The sequence below is a fragment of the Peribacillus sp. NPDC006672 genome, assembly GCF_050274955.1.
In the GTDB taxonomy this organism is placed as follows: Bacteria; Bacillota; Bacilli; order Bacillales; family DSM-1321; genus Peribacillus.
On sequence record NZ_JBNNOR010000001.1, the window covers coordinates 161491 to 184220 of the forward strand.

23 protein-coding genes are annotated in these 22730 nt (G+C 42.7%); 16 read left to right on the forward strand and 7 right to left on the reverse strand.

Annotated elements, in window-relative coordinates:
* Positions 1-135 precede the first annotated feature (135 nt).
* The 3 genes from ACQKKK_RS00845 (at position 136) to ACQKKK_RS00855 (ending at position 2863) form a co-directional block, all read left to right on the forward strand.
* Entirely contained in the window at positions 136-1341 is a 1206-nt protein-coding gene (locus ACQKKK_RS00845; RefSeq protein WP_427613375.1) for an acetate kinase, read from the forward strand.
* 170 nt (positions 1342-1511) lie between these two features.
* Positions 1512-2354: an EcsC family protein gene (locus ACQKKK_RS00850; RefSeq protein ID WP_427613377.1), complete on the forward strand. Its 843-nt coding sequence runs from the start codon at positions 1512-1514 to the stop codon at positions 2352-2354.
* The gene (locus tag ACQKKK_RS00855; protein WP_427613379.1) at positions 2351-2863 is read left to right on the forward strand and encodes a MogA/MoaB family molybdenum cofactor biosynthesis protein; all 513 of its coding nucleotides are present in this window, start codon (positions 2351-2353) and stop codon (positions 2861-2863) included. Before ACQKKK_RS00850 ends, ACQKKK_RS00855 begins: the two co-directional genes overlap by 4 nt.
* Positions 2864-2921: 58 nt before the next feature.
* Here the strand turns inward: ACQKKK_RS00855 and ACQKKK_RS00860 are convergent, their stop codons facing one another.
* The gene (locus ACQKKK_RS00860; RefSeq protein WP_427613381.1) at positions 2922-3236 is read right to left on the reverse strand and encodes a hypothetical protein; all 315 of its coding nucleotides are present in this window, start codon (positions 3234-3236) and stop codon (positions 2922-2924) included.
* 214 nt (positions 3237-3450) lie between these two features.
* On the opposite strand from ACQKKK_RS00860, the gene ACQKKK_RS00865 reads away from it, so the two are divergent.
* Both ACQKKK_RS00865 and argH read left to right on the forward strand, forming a co-directional pair.
* On the forward strand, positions 3451-4659 hold the full coding sequence (locus ACQKKK_RS00865) for an argininosuccinate synthase (RefSeq protein ID WP_427613383.1): 1209 nt from the start codon (positions 3451-3453) through the stop codon (positions 4657-4659).
* Entirely contained in the window at positions 4656-6035 is a 1380-nt protein-coding gene (gene argH / locus ACQKKK_RS00870; protein WP_427613385.1) for an argininosuccinate lyase, read from the forward strand. Before ACQKKK_RS00865 ends, argH begins: the two co-directional genes overlap by 4 nt.
* A 46-nt stretch (positions 6036-6081) precedes the next feature.
* Here the strand turns inward: argH and ACQKKK_RS00875 are convergent, their stop codons facing one another.
* A complete protein-coding gene (locus ACQKKK_RS00875; protein ID WP_427614036.1) occupies positions 6082-6528 on the reverse strand; it encodes a universal stress protein in 447 nt (148 codons plus the stop codon).
* A gap of 387 nt (positions 6529-6915) precedes the next feature.
* Here ACQKKK_RS00875 and ACQKKK_RS00880 point away from each other — a divergent pair, with 387 nt between their 5' ends.
* Entirely contained in the window at positions 6916-7149 is a 234-nt protein-coding gene (locus ACQKKK_RS00880) for a hypothetical protein (RefSeq protein WP_427613386.1), read from the forward strand.
* A gap of 131 nt (positions 7150-7280) precedes the next feature.
* Here ACQKKK_RS00880 and ACQKKK_RS00885 read toward each other — a convergent pair whose 3' ends face one another.
* Complete coding sequence (locus ACQKKK_RS00885; protein ID WP_427613388.1) at positions 7281-8378, reverse strand: M24 family metallopeptidase; 1098 nt, start codon at positions 8376-8378, stop codon at positions 7281-7283.
* Positions 8379-8493: 115 nt separating this feature from the next.
* On the opposite strand from ACQKKK_RS00885, the gene ACQKKK_RS00890 reads away from it, so the two are divergent.
* A complete protein-coding gene (locus tag ACQKKK_RS00890; RefSeq protein WP_427613389.1) occupies positions 8494-9174 on the forward strand; it encodes a metal-dependent hydrolase in 681 nt (226 codons plus the stop codon).
* Positions 9175-9542: 368 nt separating this feature from the next.
* Here the strand turns inward: ACQKKK_RS00890 and ACQKKK_RS00895 are convergent, their stop codons facing one another.
* Positions 9543-9782: a hypothetical protein gene (locus ACQKKK_RS00895; protein WP_427613391.1), complete on the reverse strand. Its 240-nt coding sequence runs from the start codon at positions 9780-9782 to the stop codon at positions 9543-9545.
* 159 nt (positions 9783-9941) lie between these two features.
* Here ACQKKK_RS00895 and ACQKKK_RS00900 point away from each other — a divergent pair, with 159 nt between their 5' ends.
* The gene (locus ACQKKK_RS00900) at positions 9942-10166 is read left to right on the forward strand and encodes a hypothetical protein (RefSeq protein WP_427613392.1); all 225 of its coding nucleotides are present in this window, start codon (positions 9942-9944) and stop codon (positions 10164-10166) included.
* Between the two features lie 71 nt (positions 10167-10237).
* On the forward strand, positions 10238-11557 hold the full coding sequence (locus ACQKKK_RS00905) for a DRTGG domain-containing protein (protein ID WP_427613394.1): 1320 nt from the start codon (positions 10238-10240) through the stop codon (positions 11555-11557).
* 32 nt (positions 11558-11589) lie between these two features.
* Here the strand turns inward: ACQKKK_RS00905 and ACQKKK_RS00910 are convergent, their stop codons facing one another.
* Complete coding sequence (locus tag ACQKKK_RS00910; protein ID WP_427613396.1) at positions 11590-11892, reverse strand: YtpI family protein; 303 nt, start codon at positions 11890-11892, stop codon at positions 11590-11592.
* 171 nt (positions 11893-12063) lie between these two features.
* Here ACQKKK_RS00910 and ACQKKK_RS00915 point away from each other — a divergent pair, with 171 nt between their 5' ends.
* Positions 12064-13002, forward strand: a complete 939-nt coding sequence (locus tag ACQKKK_RS00915; protein WP_427613397.1) for a DHH family phosphoesterase — start codon at positions 12064-12066, stop codon at positions 13000-13002.
* 99 nt (positions 13003-13101) lie between these two features.
* On the opposite strand, the gene ytrI is transcribed toward ACQKKK_RS00915, so the two are convergent.
* Both ytrI and ACQKKK_RS00925 read right to left on the reverse strand, forming a co-directional pair.
* A complete protein-coding gene (gene ytrI / locus ACQKKK_RS00920; protein WP_427613399.1) occupies positions 13102-13605 on the reverse strand; it encodes a sporulation membrane protein YtrI in 504 nt (167 codons plus the stop codon).
* Entirely contained in the window at positions 13602-13937 is a 336-nt protein-coding gene (locus tag ACQKKK_RS00925) for a YtrH family sporulation protein (protein ID WP_098369973.1), read from the reverse strand. Before ACQKKK_RS00925 ends, ytrI begins: the two co-directional genes overlap by 4 nt.
* Positions 13938-14119: 182 nt before the next feature.
* Between ACQKKK_RS00925 and dnaE the strand changes: the two genes are divergently transcribed.
* From dnaE to pfkA, 6 genes are all read left to right on the forward strand, one after another.
* Positions 14120-17479 (forward strand): DNA polymerase III subunit alpha, encoded by a 3360-nt coding sequence (gene dnaE, locus ACQKKK_RS00930; protein ID WP_427613401.1) that lies wholly within the window; start codon positions 14120-14122, stop codon positions 17477-17479.
* A gap of 113 nt (positions 17480-17592) precedes the next feature.
* Entirely contained in the window at positions 17593-18834 is a 1242-nt protein-coding gene (locus ACQKKK_RS00935) for an NAD(P)-dependent malic enzyme (RefSeq protein ID WP_427613402.1), read from the forward strand.
* 5 nt (positions 18835-18839) lie between these two features.
* On the forward strand, positions 18840-19469 hold the full coding sequence (locus ACQKKK_RS00940; protein ID WP_427613404.1) for a FadR/GntR family transcriptional regulator: 630 nt from the start codon (positions 18840-18842) through the stop codon (positions 19467-19469).
* Between the two features lie 90 nt (positions 19470-19559).
* Positions 19560-20423, forward strand: coding sequence for an acetyl-CoA carboxylase, carboxyltransferase subunit beta (gene accD / locus ACQKKK_RS00945; RefSeq protein ID WP_427613405.1), 864 nt, complete (start codon positions 19560-19562; stop codon positions 20421-20423).
* Positions 20420-21418, forward strand: a complete 999-nt coding sequence (gene accA, locus ACQKKK_RS00950) for an acetyl-CoA carboxylase carboxyl transferase subunit alpha (protein ID WP_427613406.1) — start codon at positions 20420-20422, stop codon at positions 21416-21418. Before accD ends, accA begins: the two co-directional genes overlap by 4 nt.
* A 280-nt stretch (positions 21419-21698) precedes the next feature.
* Positions 21699-22658 carry a 6-phosphofructokinase gene (pfkA, locus tag ACQKKK_RS00955; RefSeq protein WP_427613408.1) on the forward strand — a complete coding sequence of 320 codons (960 nt, stop codon included), beginning with the start codon at positions 21699-21701 and terminating at the stop codon, positions 22656-22658.
* Positions 22659-22730: the final 72 nt, after the last annotated feature.

Sequence of the window (22730 nt, forward strand, 5' to 3'; positions counted from 1 at the left end):
TTGAAAGAGGGTTTATTTCTAATTTTTAGTTTTTATTTGGTTGTATCCGCTTGCCATGATAAAATTGTACAATATACTGCATGTTTCGTTGAGATGATATTGGAAGAACTAGCTTAGAGTAAAGGAGCAGGATGGATGTCAAAAATCATGGCTATTAATGCTGGCAGCTCTTCATTGAAGTTTCAACTTTTTGAGATGCCAAGTGAAAACGTAATTACAAAGGGTCTTGTAGAAAGGATCGGCTTGAAAAATTCCACATTCACTTTGAGCGTCGAAGGCAAAAAGGTATCTGAAACGGTGGATATACCCAACCATGAAGTGGCAGTAGGCCTTTTATTGAAAAAGCTGATTTACCATCGCATCATTGACTCCTTTGAAGAGATAGATGGCGTAGGGCATCGGGTTGTGCATGGTGGTGAGGTGTTCAGTGACTCTGTCTTGATTACGGTGGAAGTAATAGAGGAAATCGAAAAGCTTTCCGAGTTGGCACCCCTTCATAATCCCGCCAATATCACGGGAATCAAAGCCTTCAGGCAAATACTTGATGATGTTCCTGCTGTTGCCGTATTCGATACTGCCTTTCATCAAACGATGGCTGCAGATTCATATTTGTACAGCTTACCTCTTGAATATTATGAAAACTATGGAATAAGGAAGTATGGGTTTCATGGTACTTCACATAAATATGTATCGCAGCGGGCTGCAGAAATGATTGGCCGCCCAATCGAACAGCTTCGCTTGTTATCCTGCCATTTAGGGAATGGTGCAAGCATTACGGCCATAAAGGGCGGTAAATCGATTGATACATCAATGGGATTTACACCATTGGCCGGTGTTACAATGGGAACGCGTTCAGGCAACATCGACCCTGCGCTGATTCCTTATATCATGGAGAAGACGGGAAAAACGGCTGATGAAGTGCTGGATGTCCTGAATAAGAAAAGCGGCATTCTAGCCCTTTCAGGATTTTCCAGCGACCTGCGCGATATACAAGTGGAAGCGGATAAAGGCAATGATCGGGCTGAGCTCGCACTTGAAGTGTTTGCAGATCGGATTCACAAGTACATAGGTTCCTATTCGGCTAAAATGGGAGGTGTGGACGGCATCATTTTTACAGCGGGCATCGGTGAAAACAGTCAAGCTATTAGGGGTCGAATCTTGGAGGGACTTGAATTCATGGGGGTATATTGGGATAAGGATCTCAACCGCACCTCGGGTAAGGAAGCTTTCATCAATACACCTTATTCCCCCGTTAAAGTGATGGTCATCCCCACTAATGAAGAAATCATGATTGTCAGGGATACTATGAGATTGGCTTTTAGCGAAAACGTGACTTCATGATTTTTTATAAAGATCCCTTACCTATTGGTAAGGGATCTTTGAAAGCATTGATTCAAATGGTTTCACCCTCAAACGCACCTTCTTGCCCCACATCATCTTTCTTGAAAAGCGATCCTCTATGGTATACTTAAGGGAGAATCCACCAATTCTGTACATAGGAGGCTTGATGCATGGAATTCACGAATCGGGAAATGAAAGTTTGGAATGAAATTAGTGAATGGCAGGAAAATCTTTATCAATATGAGCGAACGGATTTGTCAGCATTGTATGATAAATGGTTAGGGCAGGGTTTTGACTTGCTTCCGGATAACGTCCAACAACAGTTTTTTGAAAAGCTTGATACTTGGCTGTTTCATTTGCATGCCATGGTTCAGAGCTCACAAATCCAAATAGATGCAAGAGAGCGGATTTTAGCATCTGCGCGCGTGTTTAATGAAGATATTGAAACGCTGGATGACTTGAATCACTTATCGATCGATCAGTTGAATTACATAGCCAACCAGCATATTGCGAAGCATCGGTTGTATTCATTTGCACAAGGCGGGGTAAGCGGATCAGGTAACATGCTCCTGCTAGGGAGTGATATTCCGGCCATGACGGTCATCAATGTCAGGACCGTACAGCTGATTGCGATGTCTTATGGTGTTGAGGTGAATACGCCTTTTGAAATGATGATGGCTCTTAAGGTATTCAATGCAGGAGCGATGCCAAAGAGACTCCAAGGAATGGCCTGGGAAGAATTGATCAGGGAAGTCCAGAACGCGGAAGATGACTATTTTTATTTAGGAGTCGAAGAACTTACAAATCCGACCTGGATGGAACAGCCGCTGAAGCAGCTGTTGAAAGCCGTATCCATAACTGTCTTTCGAAAAAAATTGGTTCGGGGCATTCCATTCATCAGCATGGCCATCGGGGCTGGGTCCAATTATCAAATGACCCGGAATGTCAGTGAATTTGCGCAGAAGTTCTATCAATATCGGTATTTACAGATGAAGAAGGCTGAAGAAGAATGAGTGTCAGGGATCATAAAGAAGGCTTCACGGAGGCCATTCGCTGCATGGTGATAACCGTTAGTGATACGCGTAATGAAGAAACAGATAAAAGCGGGGCACTGATGGTGGAATTATTGAAATCGAATGGGCATGAAGTGACGGAATATGAAATTGTAAAGGATGAAAGGGAAGCGATTCAAAATGCGGTCACTGTTGGCAGCCAAAGCAGCAAGGTGGATGTCATATTGACAAATGGCGGCACTGGCATCGCCAATAGGGATGTAACGATCGAGGCGGTCAAAGAATTGATGACAAAGGAAATTCCAGGTTTTGGCGAGATTTTCCGAATGCTCAGCTTTCAAGAGGATATCGGTTCGGCTGCCATTCTATCGAGGGCGATTGCAGGAGTCGTGAACAACAAAGCGGTTTTTTCCACCCCGGGTTCAACAGGGGCGGTTCGGCTTGCGATGAATAAATTGATTCTCCCGGAATTGGGACATGTAGTTGGTGAGCTTCGGAAGGATTTATAAGAGGGATGCAAAAAAAGCCACAGTTTTAAACTGTGGCTTTTTTTGCATGGAATAGGCCTTAATTATGCATCTTTTCACTCACGCCTTGATTGGCGCGATACCAAAGCCATAAATCATTGATGATGGAAGCAAGTTCCGCAATTTCGGAATTGAGCTGGCATGATTTAGTGAAATTACTTTCATCGGAGAGCTGAAACTGCTTTCGGTTAATGGTGGATTCCAGTTCCTTGATGCGGTCTGGTATGCTCCCCCGGATATTCTCCCATTGTACGAGTATTTGCTGTTGCTCGCCTTTTGTATATTCATCCCACTCCAGATTCAAATCAGGAATGGGGATTCCAAGCCGTTCATCATAGGTAAATAGTTCTCCCATATTCCCACCACTTTTCGATTTTTCATACTCTTAGTTTACTATATTCTTGCGAAAGCATCCAATGTATGAATTCCCTGAAATTATTAACGGATTATTTAGCTAAATCTATAAAATACCCCTTGTATTCCGTTTATAAAGATGATAAAGTACTAATCATAGAATGAATAAAAATAACACTCAATGAATTTTTATTCACAAGAAAGGGACGATTAAAATGGGAAAAAATCAAAAAGTTGTTTTAGCATATTCCGGAGGTTTGGATACTTCCGTTGCAATTAAATGGTTACAAGATCAAGGATACGAAGTTGTGGCATGCTGCCTGGATGTCGGTGAAGGGAAAGATTTGGACTTCATTAAAGAAAAAGCGATCACTGTTGGTGCGGTCAGTTCATATGTAATTGATGCGAAAGACGAATTCGCTGATGAATTCGCATTAACGGCTCTTCAGGCACATACTTTATATGAAGGGAAATATCCATTGGTTTCAGCTCTATCACGCCCGCTGATCGCTAAGAAATTAGTGGAAGTGGCTGAAGCGGAAAATGCGGTAGCAGTTGCGCATGGTTGTACGGGAAAAGGAAATGACCAAGTGCGTTTCGAAGTATCCATCTCGGCATTGAATCCTAATTTAGAAGTTCTTGCACCTGTTCGTGATTGGAAATGGTCTCGTGAAGAGGAGATTGAATATGCAGCGAAAAATGGAATTCCTGTTCCAATCGGCTTGGCAAGTCCATTCTCGATCGACCAAAACCTTTGGGGAAGAAGTAACGAATGCGGAATCCTGGAAGACCCATGGGCAGCTCCACCAGAAGAGGCTTATGATCTGACAACAAGCCTTGAATATACGCCAGATACTGCTGACATCATTGAAATTGGTTTTGAACAAGGTGTACCGGTTACATTGAATAACAAAAACTATAAATTGGCTGACTTGATTGTTGAATTGAACCAAATCGCTGGTAAACACGGGGTCGGACGTATCGATCACGTAGAAAATAGATTAGTAGGAATCAAATCCCGTGAAGTATACGAAGCTCCAGGTGCTATGACATTAATTGCCGCACATAAAGAGCTTGAAGATATCACACTTGTAAAAGAATTGGCTCACTTCAAACCAGTAATCGAGAAGAAAATGACTGAATTGATTTATGAAGGCCTTTGGTTCTCACCGCTTCAAAAAGCATTGGCCGCTTTCCTTAAAGAAACACAAGTGAATGTAACAGGTACAGTCCGTGTGAAACTTTTCAAAGGACATGCGATTGTTGAAGGAAGAAAATCCGAGTACTCTCTATATGACGAAAAACTGGCAACCTATACAAAAGCGGATGAATTCGATCATGATGCAGCAGTTGGTTTCATTAAGTTATGGGGACTTCCAACGAAGGTGAACAGCATGGTCAATAACAAGAAGGTGACAGTGTGAGCAGCAAGCTTTGGGGAGGGAGATTCACCAAGTCTGCCGAAGAATGGGTAGATGAGTTTGGAGCTTCCATCTCCTTTGACCAGGAACTTGTCCTTGAAGATATTCAAGGCAGCTTAGCCCATGTAACCATGTTAAAGCAATGCAGCATTTTACCTAAAGAAGATGCGGACCAGATCATTGCAGGACTGAAAAGTTTACAGGAAAAAGCTGAAAAGGGTGAATTGACTTTTAAGGTTGAGATGGAAGATATCCATCTTAACCTGGAAAGTATGCTTATAAGCGAAATTGGTCCAGTCGGCGGAAAGCTTCATACAGGCAGAAGCCGTAATGACCAAGTTGCAACAGATCTTCATCTGTATATGCGGAACCAAACAAAAGTGATCCTGGAACTCATCAATGATCTGCAAAAAGCGATTTTGGAACAGGCCCAAAAAAATGTGGAAACACTAATTCCAGGTTATACACATTTACAGCGGGCACAGCCCATTTCATTCGCCCACCATTTAATGGCTTATTTTTGGATGCTTGAGCGTGATAAGCAACGTTTCACCGAGAGCTTCAAAAGAATTAATGTTTCTCCATTGGGTGCTGGGGCACTAGCTGGGACGACTTTCCCGATTGACCGTGCCCTCAGTGCCGAGCTATTGGGGTTCGAGGGAATTTATGAAAACAGCCTTGATGCGGTAAGTGATCGTGACTTTGCCATTGAGTTCATGAGCAACAGTGCGACGATGATGATGCATTTATCACGTTTCAGCGAAGAAATCATTCTTTGGTCAAGCCAGGAGTTCCAATTCGTTGAATTGGATGATGCGTTTTCGACGGGAAGCAGCATTATGCCGCAAAAGAAAAACCCTGATATGGCGGAATTGATTCGTGGTAAAACAGGACGGGTTTATGGGAATTTAACGGGGTTATTGACTGTATTGAAAGGACTGCCGCTTGCTTATAATAAAGATATGCAAGAAGATAAAGAAGGCGTTTTCGATACTGTCAAGACCATTGTTGGTTCACTTAAAATATTTGCCGGCATGATTTCAACAATGAAAGTGAAAACGGACGTCATGGAAAAAGCAACTAGAAATGACTTCTCGAATGCGACGGAATTAGCTGATTACCTAGCCTCAAAGGGAATGCCTTTCCGTAAAGCACACGAGGTGGTCGGGAAACTTGTATTGTTCTGTGTCCAGAATGGCTGCTATTTAGTAGACCTAAGCATGGAACAATTCCAGGAAGCCTCCGATTTGTTTGAACATGATATTTACGATGCATTAAATCCTTACGAAGCCGTTAAACGCCGTAACAGTGCGGGCGGTACAGGTTTTGCCCAAGTGTTGCTGGCGATTGAAAAAGCGGAAAAACTGGTAAGTGAATAACAGTGAAAAGCTCGTTCACCAATTTGGCGAACGAGCTTTTTTATGATTATCTTTTATCACAATTCGTACGTACGACAATTACATCACATTTTGAATGACGAACGATACCTTCCGACACACTGCCGATTAGGAAACGTTCGACGGCATTAAGGCCTGTTGCACCGCACACAATTAAATCGATTGAATGTTTTTTCGCAATATCCCTTGGAATTTGAACTTTAGGTGAACCATATGCCACTTCTGTTTGGACTTTTGCAATCCCGGATGCAATGGCTTCCGTTTTATACTTTTCCAATAGCTCATTGGCAAAGGTTTCAGAGCGATCACGGATAGTCATATCATATGCTTCGATAGTAGGGAAATTCCTTGTGTCAACGATATGTGCGAGACATAAGGTCGCGTCACTGAGTTTTGCTAAATAGATAGCCTTTTTTAAGGCCCACTCTGCTTCTTCCGAACCGTCCACTGCTACTAGAATATTTTTATAATCTATACTATTCAAGTGAATCTCCTCCTTCTATTTCATTCCTATTATACTATGATTTACCTGATCGACCTTATTTCAATTATAACAAATTAGCGAATGTTTTAGCCAATGACCAAGAAATCGTAATATGAAACAATATGGGATTTAGAATGTTGAACTTGTAACGAAAAGAAGCTTTACATTAACCAAATTAATAATTATACGTACTTTTGTATGCATTGATCTATTTCTTTTTTATTTTATTCATTAATATGGTACATGCTTCTTCCATTTGTTCCATTACTATTTTTCCAATGGATTTCATGGAAATATACAGATTCACATAATAAAAAGAAAATCAAAATTAGATGTATTACCATTTCAAGCCTTGGCTTTCTTCTGCTGCTTTATTGTGTGGTTATTTTAGGGGTAAATGAATATGAATCAAGGTTCACAACCGAAAGATGGTTAAATGATGATGAAGGAAGAGTATATCTGGTTGATGACTTACTGAATGAACATGAATTGATAGGCAAGACAAAAGAAGAAGTGATTACGCTTTTAGGTTCCCCAACAGAAACGGAATATTTTAAAAAGGAAGATAATGTTGTTTATTACCTTGGTGCCGAGAGGGGAATCATAAGTTGACGGCAATGAACAAGCTGTTAAGTTTGAACTGCGGAACGATTAGTTGAAATGAAATTCGATTAATAGTTACCCCCGCCTTAAATGAGGACGGGGGTATCCGGGTTTCGTTACATTAAACGGTCAATGCATGATCATTTTATGATTTGCAGGCTCTTCGGATATTTGGTCAAAATCTCACAGCCGGTGTCGGTGATTAATAGATCATCTTCAATCCTGACGCCTGCAACATTTGGAACATATATACCCGGTTCGATGGTATAAACCATTCCGGATTGAAGTTCAAGGGAATTCGTTTCGGTCAAGGATGGGTATTCATGGACGCTGATCCCAAGTCCGTGGCCGAGCCTGTGCGGGAAGAATTCACCGTATCCTTTATTCCTGATGATGTTTCTGGCAATCAGATCAATCTCGGAACAGGATACACCCGGTTTACTGGCTGTAACGGCAGCTTCTTGTGCATTTAGTACTGTTTCATATATATCTGCCTGTTTATCATTGATATCTCCGTAAGCAACCGTTCTAGTGATGTCAGAGCAGTACCCTTCATGAACGACCCCCAGGTCAAAGAGGACAAGATCGCCGCGCTGAACCTTCGTATTCCCAGGTGTGCCATGTGGGGAAGCGCCATTTTTACCAGTCAGGACCATGGTGGAGAATGACATTTGGCTTACTCCGGCTTTTTTCAGTTCGAATTCTATCGCTGCAAGGATTTCCATTTCCGTTTTACCTTCATGAATTTCGCTGACACCCACTTCGATCGCAAAGTCGGCAAGGCGACATGCTTCACGGATTTTGACCATTTCATCTTCCGACTTGATCATTCGCATCCTTTGGAGTTTTTCTTCTGCTGAAACGAGTTTTGGTGCTCCGAAGTGATGTTGGACCTTTTCATAGCGTTCTACATTCATATGCTCTTTTTCAATAGCCATTTTATTTATGGTTAACCCGCGATTCACCACTGCTTGCTTAACTTTTTCCCATGGATTTTCAATATCGGTATAACCGATGATATCCCCATTCCACCCAGCATGTTTAGCATCCGGAACTTCCATCTGCGGGCAGACTAGGAATGGGTCGGCATTTGCAAAAATGGCAAGTGCAAGCAGTCTTTCATGAGGATCACTAAAGAACCCGCTTAAATAGAAGATGCTCTCTGTGGATGTAAGTAATGCGGCTTCAACCTCATTGGCCTGAAGCCAATTTTGTAGTTCTGTCAAACGTTCATTCATGACGATACCTCCATTTATAAGATATAATTACCTTAGCAATATTTAAAAGTATAGTAAATGGGAAAAGCCTAATAAGGCTATTTAAAAATTAGTGTATGGGAAGGGAGCATCAGAAATGAAAGTATCTTTTCATGGACATGCAGTTGTAAAAGTCGAAACGAATGGTCAAACGATTTTATTCGATCCGTTCATTAATGGAAATGAATTGACCGATTTGAAGGTAGAAGATGTGAAACCGGATGTGATCATCTTGACACATGGTCATAATGACCACGTTGGTGACACGGTCGAATTGGCCAAAAGGCATGATGCACTTGTCATTGGCATTGCAGAAATTGCCGACTACCTTGGTGCTCAAGGGGTTAGGACTCACGGGATGAGCATCGGCGGAGCTTTCGAGTTTGAATTTGGAAAAGTGAAACTGACGCCTGCTTTCCATGGAACGGGATTTAATAATGAAGATGGGCAAATCATTTATTTAGGAATGCCCGCTGGCGTATTACTTATGATAGAAGGGAAGACGATCTATCATGCAGGGGATACAGCGGTATATTCCGATATGAAACTGATCGGGGAGCGACATCCGATTGACTTGGCATTTTTGCCAATCGGCGACAATTTCACCATGGGACCAGAAGATGCCGCACTTGCAGCGAAATTCCTTCAAGCCAAACAAGTCGTGCCGATTCATTATAATACTTTCCCTGTCATCAAACAGGATCCTAACAAATTCATTGACCTGCTTGAAGATGGAAATGGACTGATTATGGAAGCCGGAGATGAAATTGAATTATAAAAGGAGCGGGAGCCTATGGGGCTCCCGTCACTGTAGACAAACGCGATGATAATGGAGTTTGTCTACAGTCTTTTTAGGTTTGTAAAATTTGACCGTTGATTTCCCGTCCAGGCACTCGCTTTCCATGGGTCCTGCTGGAGTCTCGTACCTTCCGTTTCAATCCACTTTGTCTTAAAACTAAGATGGCCTTCATTTGCCCAAAGTTTTTTTGAGGTTTTATACTTTGAACGTTTTCTTTCCCGTCCAGGCACTCGCTTTCCGCGAGCGGTCCGGGAGCCTCCTCGGCGCTTTTGCGCCTGCGGGGTCTCCTTGACGCATATCTCCCGGAGGAGTCTTGCACACACACACCCGATCCAATCAACTCTGCATTAAAACGAAGATAGAACCTGTTGTTTTACCTTTTCTACTGTTTTCCGTTCTCCTAAGTTTTTCGATTCTCCCCAAAAGTGCCATCCATATTTTTGAGGTTCATTGGGATATATTTTGAACTTCTTTATTATCTGTTTGTTTAGAATCATTTTCCTCTGCCCTTTTATCACTTGCTGCAGAACGCCAGCTATAGTTAGGGCGCTCAAAGCAACTATTATTGAAATGATAAGTCTATTCAAAACTTTCCCTTCTAAAGTATATCGAGTAAATAAAACCTTCTTTTATGAAAGAGAATCAATATAAAGTGGATGGATGAGCAAGTAAATCTCGTTCATTCAGCCAAGTCTTTTTTCCTTTCGCAGGCATAAAATGAATAGATGGAAAAAAGGGGGGATTGGATGAAACAGAGGTTATTACTATGTTTGCTTTTATGCGGTGTGATGCTGTATTATGCCGTGCCGCGCTTGTCGTTGGAAAGTGGCGGTTTGGAGAGCCTGTTTGCCGGAACCTGGTTGTTGTTTGCCTTGTTGGCGGTAGCGGGGAACTTGACGGGAATACTATATTCTCCTAAAAAACAAAAGGTAAAACGCCAGCTGAAATACAAAAGGTTGCGCCAATACTAGCAGTTGTTTGATAAACTAGGCTCTTTGACCTTATAATGGAGAATAGGAATACCGTGAAAAGGGTGAAGCGCTTGGCTACAAAGCATGAACAAATATTAAAACATATCGATGGGCTTCCTGTTGGCGAAAAGATTTCCGTCCGTCAAATTGCGAAAGCATTGAATGTTAGTGAAGGTACGGCATATCGGGCAATTAAAGAGGCGGAGAACCAGGGCTACGTGAGCTCGATTGAGCGGGTAGGCACGATTCGTATCGAGAAAAAGAAAAAAGAGAATATTGAAAAGCTCACTTTTGCTGAGGTAGTTAATATTGTGGACGGACAAGTTCTGGGCGGGAAAACAGGACTTCATAAGACATTAAATAAATTCGTCATCGGGGCGATGAAGCTGGATGCCATGATGAGATATACAGGTGCAGGAAATCTGCTGATCGTCGGGAACCGTACCCAGGCCCATGAGCACGCGTTAAATGCGGGTGCAGCGGTGCTGATCACCGGTGGATTCGATACGGAAGAGCCCGTTAAAAGGTTGGCGGATGAATTGGAGATGCCAGTCATTTCTACGAGTTACGATACCTTTACCGTTGCAACGATGATCAATCGGGCAATCTATGACCAATTGATCAAAAAGGAAATATTGCTGGTGGAGGATATTTTGACACCCGTACAGGAAACGACCTTTTTAACGGTGGGTGACCGGGTTCAGACTTGGCATGAACTGAATCAGGAATCAGGGCATAGCCGTTTCCCTGTTGTCGATGACAATATGAAGGTTCAAGGAATGGTCACATCAAAAGATATCATAGGTCAGGAAGAATTGACGCTCATTGATAAGGTAATGACGAAAAGCCCGATGACAGTAGGAGATAAAATGAGTGTTGCATCATCTGCACATATGATGGTTTGGGAAGGCATTGAATTAATCCCGGTCGTGAATGACAGTCATATCCTGAAGGGAATCGTGAGCAGGCAGGATGTGCTGAAGGCCCTGCAAATGAGTCAAAGGCAGCCTCAGGTCGGCGAAACAATCGACGATACGATCACAAGTCAGCTTGTGATGACTTCGAATCGTGGCAAGGGTGAGGAAGTGTATAACTATGTCGTCACTCCGCAGATGACCAATTATCTCGGGACCATTTCAAGCGGTGTTTTCACGACATTGGTTACGGATTCAGCAAACCGGGCACTTCGAAGCTATAAGCGCGGTGACTTGGTCGTGGAAAATATGACGATTTATTTCATCAAGCCAGTCCAGATCGACAGCACGCTTGAAATCCATCCGCGTGTCCTTGATGTAGGACGTAAATTCGGAAAAGTGGATGTCGAGGTGTTTAACCAAGGCAAACTTGTCGGTAAGGCGATGTTAACCTGCCAATTGCTTGATCGATCATGATAAATAAATCAAAAAGGATAATCGATATTCGATTATCCTTTTTGATTTGCGGCTTCTTCAATTGCATGCGGCAGGTAAAATCTATACATTTTATAGCCTCCCCAAACGCTGAATAGGCCAACGGAAATGAAAACGGCAGAAATGATATAAGTGGTGGTTGTGTGGAATAGAAAAAGCTGATTGATTCCGAATAGTGCGACAAACGCACCAAGGGCAATGGAAGACTTCCCTGAAATCCACTTCTTTTCCATCGGCATTTTAGTTCGGACCGATTTAATCTTATAAAACAAATAGACCCCTAGTGAAAGAACGATCAAGGTGACAAGAATAGGCATCGTTTAAAATTCCCCCAATTTAACATATGTACCTTTTTATTGTAGCGGGAAATGAAAAAGAATGCCACAGTAAACCGAGATGACTCTTCCTATTTCCTCAATTTTTTGATTAAATGAAATATATAAAATCTTAATTAGGTTCGATAATACATATTTTTAGGGGAGATCAATATGAAAGCTGAAATTTTAGCAGATATAAAGCGTTATGATACTATCATTCTCCATCGCCATGTCCGACCAGACCCGGATGCTTATGGTTCACAGGGGGGATTGGCGGAAATCCTGAAGGCATCTTTCCCTGAAAAGCGAATTTATACGGTTGGGAAAGAAGAACCGTCACTGAATTATTTAAGAAGGCTCGATGTGATTTCTGATGAAACATATCAAGGTGCTTTGGTCATCGTTTGTGATACCGCAAATACCGACCGGATTTGTGATTCAAGGTATAAGACGGGGGATAAGCTGATTAAAATTGACCATCATCCTAATGAAGATCCATATGGGGATATGCGCTGGGTCGATACATCAGCAAGTTCTGCAAGTGAAATGATTTATGATTTCTACCAATTCGGTAAAGAAAAAGGTTTGAAGATGAGTGATGAAGCGGCGCGCCTTCTATATGCAGGCATCGTTGGCGATACAGGTCGTTTCCTATTCCAAAGCACGACTGAAAAGACATTTGCCTATGCGAGTGAATTGATTCAATATTCGTTCTCCCGCCCGCAATTATATGAGGAGATGTATGACGTCAATGAAAGTATCGTCAGGTTGAATGGCTATGTGCTGCAGCATTTTGAAATCCTTCCAAATGGCACGGGGAAAATGATCATCACAAAAGATATACTAGAAAAATTCCATGCTTCGGCATCAGAGGCTTCTCAGCTCGTCTCCTCGCTTGGTTCGATTAAAAACGTGAAATCATGGGTCTTTTTCATTGAAGAGGATAAAGAAATCCGAGTCCGTTTCCGTTCCAAAGGGCCAATCATCAATACGATTGCCCGTAAATATAACGGCGGAGGCCATCCGTTTGCAGCAGGGGCTTCGATCCATTCCTGGGGTGAAGTGGATAATATCCTTGCCGATTTGGAAGAGTTGAATAAAGCGAATTAGAAAATGATTTTTTGTTGAAACGACATGAAGACCAAATCAAAGTGATTTGGTCTTTTAGCTTTGCGGATATAATGAGGACTTAGTCGGAAAGCGGTTTTATCAAGAGCTCCTCTTTACTTTGATTTCAATGTTCATTTTCGTATAAAACATGATTTCCACGACTTCAAGGTTATAACGCTTTTTATTAATGGTCACGATTTTATTTTCGATTGATTTTTTCAATAGCATCTTTCCATTGTATACGCTGACGACATCTTTAGCGAGAAGGGAGGAAAGGTCGTCCTCTATCACATCCTCCGCTTCCGCGACACTCAGCTGATCGAGACTGTATGTTTTTCCATTCGTAATCGTCACCTCGACCTCTTGAATCGTTAAGATCTCTTCATTTTGCTGGTTTAATTTTTTATACTCCTGCTCCCAGATCCCAATTTTTTCGTTCAAATCCTTGATCTTTTCTCTTTGGTCATGAATGATCCGTATCTGTGTTTCTTGCTGAACCCCATACATATAAAAGAAAATCACCCAGCTGATCAAACCGCCAAGTGCGGCTCCGGCAAAAAAACGCTGCCAGGTGGGTGCCCGGTGATAGGGGGGGATCCTCATGATGATATATGCTCCTGGGTGAACCAGTTGATGATCAGCGCTCCTGTCTGTGCTCCCCCAAGTGCAGATAGAATCAATAGGACCTGCTTGACTATATCCTTCGTTTCTCCGTGGAAAATACCGCGTTCGAAATTATAGACCATATCAAAGGTTCCGCCGATGGCAGCGACAATCGCCCAAATGCGCAGGCTGTCTGATAATCGAAACACAGTCGTCATTGGGGCTTGTCCCGTGAAAAAAGCAGCCAGCCCACCGATTATCGACCCGCCAAGCAAAACTCCTAGCGATATGAAAAAACTGTTGATAAATGCCGGAACAAAGGCTTCATTCATGTATCATCATCCTTTTGGCTTTATATTCTTCTACTCCATTTATATGGGAAGTACACAGGTAATATGATAGTCTGCGGAAATCAGGGGTGATAAATTGGATTGGTAATGAGAACATATTTTCTTTTTTTGAAATAAACACTATAATGAAAAGAAACATGCCTTACAAAGGTGGGAGAAAAAACGTGTATACTCATCTCCATATTCAGAGCGGATACAGCCTGCTGACAAGTACGGTGAAGATCACTGATCTTGTGGCCAAAGCGAAAGCGGATGGCTGTACAAGTCTTGCCTTAACCGATCGAAATGTTATGTACGGTTCGGTCTATTTTTATAAAGAATGCAAGAAACAGGGAATAAAGCCGATCGTCGGCATTCTTGCAGATGTCCTCGATGAACAGGAATCGGCACATGGCCTTCTTTTATTAGCAAAAAATCTGCAAGGATATCAAAACCTGCTTAAAATAAGCAGTGCCATAAAAACGAAATCCCCGTCAGGCATTCCAATGAACTGGCTTAAAGCCTACTCTAGGGGCTTGATAGCAATCACACCGGGTGCGGAGGGGCAAATAGAAACGCTTTTGAGAGAAGAAAATCCTGAAGAAGCCAAACAGGCTGCAGGTCGATTTTTGCAGATTTTTGGCCATGATAACTTCTTTGTATCCATACAAAGACTTTCGATCGCGAATGAGGAAAAAGGCAACGAAGCCATAAGTCAGTTGGCGAGAGATTTAGAGATAAAGATTGTCGCGACGAATCCAGTCTATTATTTGAACGAAAGCGATGCACTCGCTCAAGAAGTCCTATTGGCAATTGGAAATGGCGACAAGCTTGCGGATGAGACGCATACGGTTCTTGAATCCAATCAATTTTATTTGAAAAGCCGGGCCCAGATGGCAGAACTATTTCATGACAGACCGGATGCACTCGAAAATACACTGCATATTGCCGCGCAATGCAATCTGGAAATTCCATTTCACCGTTCACTTCTTCCTAAGTACCCTACTGAAGATGGAGTCACAGCCGAGGAAATGCTCGAAGCCATCTGTTTCCAAGGGCTGAAGAAAAGATTGCCGGAGCCATCCATTCAATATGAAGAGCGCCTGCGATATGAATTGGATATCATCACCAAGATGAAATTCAGCGATTACTTTTTGATCGTTTGGGATTTCATGAAATTCGCTAAGGATCATCAAATCCTGACTGGTCCTGGAAGGGGATCGGCCGCCGGATCGATGGTCGCTTATGTACTGTCAATAACGGATGTCGATCCAATCGAACATTCCTTGCTGTTCGAGCGTTTCCTGAATCCTGAACGTGTCTCGATGCCGGATATCGATATTGATTTTCCGGATAACCGCCGTGAAGAAGTGATTGCCTATGTCGCGAAGAAGTACGGGGAACTTCATGTAGCACAAATCATTACATTCGGAACATTGGCTGCCAAAGCTGCTTTAAGGGACACAGGACGTGTTTTCGGCTTGAATTCAAAGGAACAGGAAGCGGTATCGAAAATGATTCCAGGCCGTCTGGGCATCACGCTTCCCGAAGCTTTCAAGGAATCGAAAAGGCTCAGGGAATTCGTTAATGAGAGTGAGATGAATCAAAAACTTTTTCAAACCGCTTTATTGCTTGAAGGGCTGCCCCGCCATGCTTCGACACATGCCGCCGGCGTCGTCATCAGCGATCAGGCACTGACCGAGCATATCCCGATTCAGGGAGGGCATGACGGCATCCATCTTACTCAATATCCAATGGACCTTCTTGAAGAACTGGGACTTCTTAAAATGGATTTTCTTGGGCTTCGCAATTTAACGCTCATCGATAATATTTTAAAGAACATCCAAAAGGGAACGGGGAAAAAACTGGACCTGTCCCATATCCCGATGGATGACCCCGAGACGTTAGCCCTTTTAGGGAGAGGTGAAACAACTGGAGTGTTTCAATTTGAATCGGATGGCATCAGAAAGGTTTTGATCAAGCTGAAACCGAACCGGTTCGAGGATATTGTCGCGGTCAATGCCCTATATCGTCCAGGTCCCATGGAAAACATACCGCTGTTCATCGAGCGAAAACATGGACTGGCTCCGATTGATTATCTGCACGAGGATTTGAAAGATATCCTTGAGCCTACATACGGAGTCATCGTTTATCAAGAACAGATCATGCAAATTGCCTCTCGCCTCGCCGGATTTTCACTTGGAGAAGCTGACCTGCTCCGTCGAGCCGTTTCGAAGAAGAAGAAGGATGTGCTGGATCAGGAGCGGCAGCATTTTGTGAGCGGCTCTTTGAAACAAGGATATTCCGAAAAAACGGCAGATGAGATTTATTCCTTGATCGTCCGCTTCGCTAACTACGGATTCAACCGTAGTCATGCAGTTGCGTACAGTGTCATTGCTTATCAGCTTGGTTACTTGAAAACTCACCATCCGGAATATTTCATGGCAGCACTCATGACATCGGTAGTGGGGAATGATGAAAAGATTTCCCAATATATCCGTGAGGCAAAAAAGAAAGGGATAACGGTTCTGACTCCCTCGATTAACCGGAGCGGATACCCGTTTTTACCGGAAAAGGAAGGGATTCGCTTTAGTCTTGGAGCCATAAAAGGAATAGGCGGTACAGTTTTAAAAGAAATCTTTGCTGCAAGAAGGCAAAAGAAGTTCGCTGATTTATTCGATTTCTGTTTGCGCGTTTCGGGGAAAATCGTAAATCGAAAAGTATTGGAGGCGCTTGTGCATTCAGGTGCTTTTGATGAATTCGGTGAGGACCGGGCAACATTATTGGCGAGTTTGGACATAGCGATCAGCCATACGGAATTGGTAAATCCAGATGATGATCTATTCGATATGTTTTCGGATGGCGAGTTTTCACTCAAACCGAAATACAACCGGGTCGAGCCCATTCCTATCGAGCACAAACTCTCATTGGAGAAAAGCGCATTGGGGCTTTATCTATCGAATCATCCGGTGACCAGCTACAGGGAACTATTTCAGTACTTCGGCTGTTTGACCATAGACGAGGCTACCAATAAAAAGGAATCAAAAGTCTTACTTGGCGCATATATTACGTCGGTTAAAACCATAAGGACAAAAAAGGGCGATGTAATGGCCTTTTTAAGCGTCAGTGATGAAGAGGGGGACATTGAGGCGGTCGTTTTTCCCAATGTATATAAAAATCACTCTGCCGACTTGAATCATGGACAACTCGTTATGCTGCAGGGGACATTGGAAGAACGGGATGGAAAAACCCAGCTCCTGATCAGGAACGTATATCCGCTTGAAAGAGTGAAAAGGATGAAAGAGGAACAAAACGGAACGGTTTTCCTGAAAATCGAGGCTGGCAAGCAAACGAAGGACACACTGCAAAAAATAAAAAAAATTTTAATACAGCATAGCGGCGAAACAAAGGTCATGCTTTTTTACGAAAGGGAAAACCGCTATGTACAGCTATCTTATTGGGATTGGGTCAATCCTACAGATAGTTTGATGCAGGCATTATTTGGCTTGGTCGGAAAAGGTAATGTGGTTTATAAGCGAGAATAACTGTTTTACAACTTAAGTAGTTATGTTATATTGAAAACAGGCCGCTGTGGTCTGACCACTAGATTTCAGCATATAAGATTTGGGTTACCCAATTTGTTTTTAGGAGTGAAAATATGTCATTAAGAGAAGAAGCTTTACATATGCACCGCATGAATCAAGGGAAATTAGAAACAGTTTCAAAAGTACCTGTTAAGAATGCAGAAGATTTAAGCCTTGCATATTCTCCTGGTGTCGCAGAACCGTGTAAAGAAATATACGATAAGCCAGAAACCGTTTATGACTATACAATGAAAGGGAACACTGTCGCTGTTATTTCTGATGGAACGGCTGTGTTGGGACTTGGAAACATCGGCCCTGAAGCCGCTTTGCCGGTTATGGAAGGAAAAGCCGTTTTATTTAAAAGTTTCGCTGGAGTGGACTCTTTTCCAATCTGTTTAAAAACGACGGATGTGGATAAAATTGTAGAGACAGTTAAATTACTCGAACCGACATTCGGGGGAGTGAACTTAGAGGACATTGCCGCACCAAATTGTTTTGAAATTGAAGAACGACTTAAGAAAGAAATGAATATCCCTGTTTTTCATGATGATCAGCACGGTACGGCCATTGTAACTGTTGCAGGTCTTGTAAATGCCTTACGACTTGTTAATAAATCAATATCAGAAATTAAAGTGGTAGCGAATGGAGCCGGGGCTGCGGGTATTGCTATCATTAAATTGCTTTATAGCTATGGAGTTCGTGACATTATTATGTGTGACACGAAGGGTGCCATTTATGAGGGCCGTTCGTCAGGCATGAATGATATAAAAGAGCAAGTGGCGAAAATGACCAATCGTAATAAGGTTTCAGGACCTTTGGAAGCGGTCATTCAAAACGCTGATGTATTTGTAGGTGTTTCTGCCGCAGGTGCGTTAACCAAAGAAATGGTTACATTAATGAATAAGGATGCGATCATTTTCGCGATGGCTAATCCAGATCCGGAAATCATGCCGGTGGATGCGAAAGCAGCGGGTGCCAAGGTTGTTGGAACGGGCCGTTCGGATTTCCCGAATCAGGTCAATAATGTCCTTGCATTCCCGGGTATTTTCCGTGGGGCCTTGGATGTACGTGCAACTCATATCAATGAAAAAATGAAGGTTGCTGCTGTAGAGGCCATTGCCGGTTTAATTGAGGAACATGAGTTGAACGAAGACTATGTTATCCCTGCTCCTTTTGATGATAGGGTAGCGCCTGCCGTTGCAGCTGCTGTTGCCAAGGCAGCGATGGAAACGGGAGTGGCTAGGATTAATGTGGATCCCGAGAAAATTAAAGAAAAAACAAGGAAATTAGCGATCATTGGAAAAAGTGAGGAATAATTAATTTGGCAGATCGGACTTCTTCATCTAAAATTTATCTCGATGTCGTTGAGAGCCTACGTAGCATGATTGAAGCGGACAGCCTCCTTCCGGGAGATAAAATCCCATCAGAACGGGAGTTATCGGATCGTTTTAATGTTGGCCGTTCCTCTGTACGGGAAGCATTGCGTGCCTTAGAGCTATTAGGATTAATAGAAACAAGGCGTGGTGAAGGGACATTTATCAGGGATTTCCAGGAGCATAAGCTAGTAGAGCTTCTGGGAACCTTTTTTTTGCAAGATAAAAAAGTACAAGAAGATTTGGCTGAGACGAAAAGGCTGATTGAAATTGACTGTTTACGGATCGTTGCCTTTTTCGCTACGGCTGAGGACATCAAACGATTAATGGTCTGGGTCAAGACAAATGAGTTTCATGATGATGATTTCTTCTTAAGAATTGCCATATTGAATCGCAATAGATTGATGGAAAGAATTTGGCGCATTGTCAACAGCTATGCTAGAACATCAGAGATGGTAGTGGGTAATGTGAAAAAAGAAGATTATCTGACACTTCTTACATATTTACTCGAAAGGGATGAAGAAAAAGCCATCGAAACGTATCTTATTAGAATTAGAAATATGTCGAAGGACGAGTGACACCTTTTTACACGATACTAATTTAATTTCTGATATAGTTTGTACCAAGTATCATATAATAGATAATTGGTGGTAAAGGGAGGATTAAGCTTGCTTAAAGAGCTATTTGCGAAGTCTAAGAAGAAATATGCAACAGTTCCTTTAGATCGGGAGAAACAAGACGTACCAGAAGGAATTATGACAAAATGCCCCGGCTGTAAAAAAATCATGTATACAAAAGAATTAGTGAAAAACAATAAAGTCTGTCTGCATTGCGGGTTCCATCATTCGATGTCATCCCATGAGCGTATCGAATGTTTATTCGACGCCGGCAGTTTTAATGAATTTGATAAAGAAATGATTTCAGTTAACCCACTTGAATTTCCGGATTACTTGGATAAATTGGAAAAGGACAAAAAGAAGGCCAAGATTAATGAGGCCGTTGTTACAGGAGTAGGGAGCATCAATGGGTACCAAGTATCAACAGCCATCATGGACTCCAATTTCCGGATGGGAAGCATGGGCTCCGTTGTTGGTGAAAAAATCACCCGTGCCATTGAACGTGCAGGTGAATTGAAAATTCCGTTTATCATTTTTACGGCATCAGGCGGCGCTCGGATGCAGGAGGGTGTTTTAAGCTTGATGCAGATGGCAAAGACGAGTGCTGCACTCAAGATGTTCAGTAATGAAGGCGGACTGATCATATCAATGATGACCCATCCTACCACAGGTGGCGTTTCGGCAAGTTTCGCGTCACTTGGTGATATTAATCTAGCCGAACCTGGAGCCCTTATTGGTTTTGCGGGACGAAGAATCATTGAACAGACGATTCATGAAGAGCTTCCAGAAGACTTCCAAACATCTGAATTCTTGATGAAGCACGGCCAATTGGATGCGGTTGTCAAACGTACGGAAATGAAAGAAACTTTGACGACAATCCTTAAAATTCATGCCCCGGGTGGTGAATGGTTATGATTTACGAATTAGAGTTCGAGCGTCCCGTTACGGACCTGAGAAATAAGATTAAAGAGCTAAAGGCGATTACGAAGGATGCTGACGTAGACCTTACAGTTGAAATCGAAACGTTGGAAAAGCGTCTAGAGAAGCTGGAAGTGGATATTTATAACCATTTAAAACCGTGGGATCGCGTTCAGATTGCCCGACATCCAGCCCGTCCGACGACGCTTGATTACATTCCGAGATTATTCAATGACTTCATAGAGTTTCATGGAGACCGTTATTATGGGGATGATGAAGCGATTGTGGCTGGAATCGCAGAGTTTGATGGACTTGCCGTGACTGTCATTGGTCATCAAAGAGGTAAGGATACGAAGGAAAATATCCGCCGTAACTTTGGCATGCCCCATCCGGAAGGATATCGAAAAGCTTTACGTCTGATGAAACAGGCGGAAAAATTCAATCGTCCGATTATTTGTTTCATTGATACGAAGGGAGCTTTCCCGGGTAAAGCTGCTGAAGAGCGCGGACAAAGTGAAGCCATTGCGAAAAACCTTTTTGAAATGGCAGGGCTTAAGGTGCCGGTCATCAGTATTGTCATTGGTGAAGGTGGAAGCGGCGGTGCATTAGCACTTGGTGTTGGAGACCGAATTTTCATGCTTGAGAATTCAACATATTCGGTAATTTCTCCTGAAGGGGCTGCGGCATTGCTGTGGAAGGATGCTTCTCAGGCTAAGAGGGCTGCGGAATCGATGAAAATCACGGCTCCCGACTTAAACCGTTTAGGAGTCATCGATGAGATCATTCCTGAAGTGAGAGGCGGCGCCCATCGAGATGCAAATTTACAGGCAGAAGCCATCAAGGAAATCCTGAAACGTTCATTCAATGAACTTCTGCCGTTGAATAGTGATGACCTTATCAACCAGCGTTACATGAAATTCAAGAAAATCGGTGAATATGAATTTGAAAAACAATCTGAGGGGAAACCTAAGGAAGTTGAACAGCATTCATAATACATTTTGCAAAAAGGAAAAACGTGCTGCCAAGGGCAACACGTTTTTTCAGCCTTTAATGGCGGGCATATGTATTCATTACCGAAACCTGTAAAGAATATGGTTTGTGTGAAGTATGTAAACTTTTACACCATTTTACTTCAATTTCTGTAGAGAATCGGTTAGGCTTATAACATCAAGTGAGCATAAGTGTAACAGATACTGCTTATTGAAGCTTGAAAAAGGGTACAATGATATAATGAGCTTAAAATTGATTTAGTGCTGTAGAGAGGTGACATTTATGAAAAGAATTGGTGTATTGACTAGTGGAGGAGATTCTCCAGGCATGAATGCGGCAGTCCGGGCGGTTGTCCGTAAAGCAATTTTTCATGAAATGGAGGTATTCGGGATTTATCATGGATATCAGGGCTTGATAAATGGCAATATAAGGCAGCTTGAACTTGGATCGGTCGGGGATATCATTCATCGAGGCGGTACAATGTTACATACGGCTCGCTGTCCGGAATTTAAGACGGAGGAAGGCCAGCTGAAAGCGATTGAACAACTGAATAAACTTGGTATTGAGGGCATTGTCATAATAGGTGGCGATGGTTCTTACCGCGGAGCGAAAGCTTTGACTGAAAGGGGCTTCCCTTGTATCGGAGTTCCTGGAACGATTGATAATGACATACCGGGCACGGACTTTACGATTGGTTTCGATACGGCCCTGAATACAGTAATCGACGCTATCGATAAAATTCGTGATACGGCAACTTCTCATGAAAGGACTTATGTGATTGAAGTAATGGGAAGAAATGCCGGGGATATTGCGCTTTGGGCCGGACTGGCTGGCGGAGCGGAAACGATCCTTTGCCCTGAATACGAATATGATATGGAAGATCTGATTGGGAAGCTGAACCGCGGACATGACCGTGGGAAAAAGCATAGTATCATCATTGTAGCTGAAGGTGTTGGAAGTGCCGTTGATATTTCCAGGAAAATTGAGGCGAAAGCAGGATTTGAAACCCGTGTAACGGTTCTGGGCCATGTCCAGCGCGGAGGATCTCCTTCGGCAAACGACCGTGTATTGGCAAGCCGACTTGGAGCCAAAGCTGTTGAATTGCTTCTTGAAGGCAAAGGGGGCAGGGCTGTTGGGATAGAACAAAATCGACTAGTTGATTATGATATCATCGAAGCCCTTGCTAAACCGCATACAATTGACAAGAAAATGTACGATTTATCCTCTGAGTTATCCATTTAAATCAGTATTGATCAATGATAATAATTGCTATCTAAAGAATTGGGTATATGTAAGAAGAGACTTATAACACTA